The organism is Candidatus Symbiopectobacterium sp. NZEC135 (genome assembly GCF_025962695.1).
Genome location: NZ_JAGFPF010000539.1, coordinates 1 through 1,244 on the forward strand (window position 1 = coordinate 1; position 1,244 = coordinate 1,244).

The 1,244-nt window shown below is 61.8% G+C and carries 2 protein-coding genes; both read left to right on the forward strand.

The window, feature by feature from the left end:
* A partial coding sequence (gene nifS / locus J5224_RS28555; RefSeq protein ID WP_264628475.1) for a cysteine desulfurase NifS occupies positions 1-1,098 on the forward strand: 1,098 nt, incomplete at its 5' end.
* Between the two features lie 24 nt (positions 1,099-1,122).
* A partial coding sequence (locus J5224_RS28560) for a hypothetical protein (RefSeq protein WP_264628476.1) occupies positions 1,123-1,244 on the forward strand: 122 nt, incomplete at its 3' end.

Sequence of the window (1,244 nt, forward strand, 5' to 3'; positions counted from 1 at the left end):
CACGATTTTGGTACGCCCTGTCGCGGGGCGCTAGAACGGGCGCGGCAGCAGGTCGCCAGCCTGCTCGGCGCGCGCCATGACAGCGAAATTATCTTTACTTCCTGTGCCACTGAGGCGACGTCTACGGCGATCCACTCCGCCGTTGCACTCGATGCCAAGCGGCGCGAAATTATCACCACCGCGGTAGAACACCCGGCGACGCTGGAAGTGTGTGAACATCTGGAGCGTCAGGGCTATACCATCCATCGCCTGGGCGTGTCGGCGCAGGGCGAACTGGATATGGCGCAGTATCGCGCCTTGCTAAGCGAACGCGTGGCGCTGGTGACGGTGATGTGGGCGAATAATGAAACCGGAGTGCTGTTTCCGGTGCGTGAGATGGCCGCTCTGGCCCATGAGCATGGCGCACTGTTTCATTGTGATGCGGTTCAGGCCGTCGGGAAGATCCCGATTGTGCTCTCCAGCTGCGAGATCGACATGCTCTCTTGTTCAGCGCATAAGATCCACGGGCCGAAAGGGGTGGGCTGTCTCTATCTGAAACGCTCCACCCGGTTCCGTCCGCTGCTGCGTGGCGGACATCAGGAGCGCGGACGCCGCGCGGGCACGGAGAATATTGCCGGCATTGTCGGTATGGGCAGCGCCTGCGAACTGGCAGACGTGCATTTACCCATGATGACTGCGGCGGTTGCCCCGCTGCGCGATCGCTTACAGCACGAGCTGAGCCAGATCATCCCAAGCGTGATGGTGATGGGTGGGGAGCAACCGCGCACCCCTAACACGCTCAATATCGCCTTTGAGTTTATTGAAGGCGAAGCCATCCTGCTGCTGCTCAACCACGCCGGGATCGCCGCTTCCAGCGGCAGCGCCTGCACATCGGGTTCGCTGGAGCCTTCCCATGTGATGCGCGCCATCAGCCTTCCTTACACCGCCGCTCACGGCAGCATCCGCTTCTCCCTGTCGCGCTATACCCGTGAAAAAGAGATTGACGGGGTGATCGCCGCACTGCCGTCGATCGTGGAACGGTTGCGCACGCTCTCGCCCTATTGGCAGCAGGGAAAACCGCAGGCGACGGCGGGCGATTTTGCACCGACCTATGGCTGACACAGGGGAGAAAACATGGCGGATATGACGCTCAACGGCACGGTGATGATTAACGACACCACGCTGCGTGATGGGGAACAAAGCCCCGGTGTGGCGTTTCGCGCCAGCGAGAAGCTGGCGATTGCCGAGGCGCTGGTGGAGGCGGG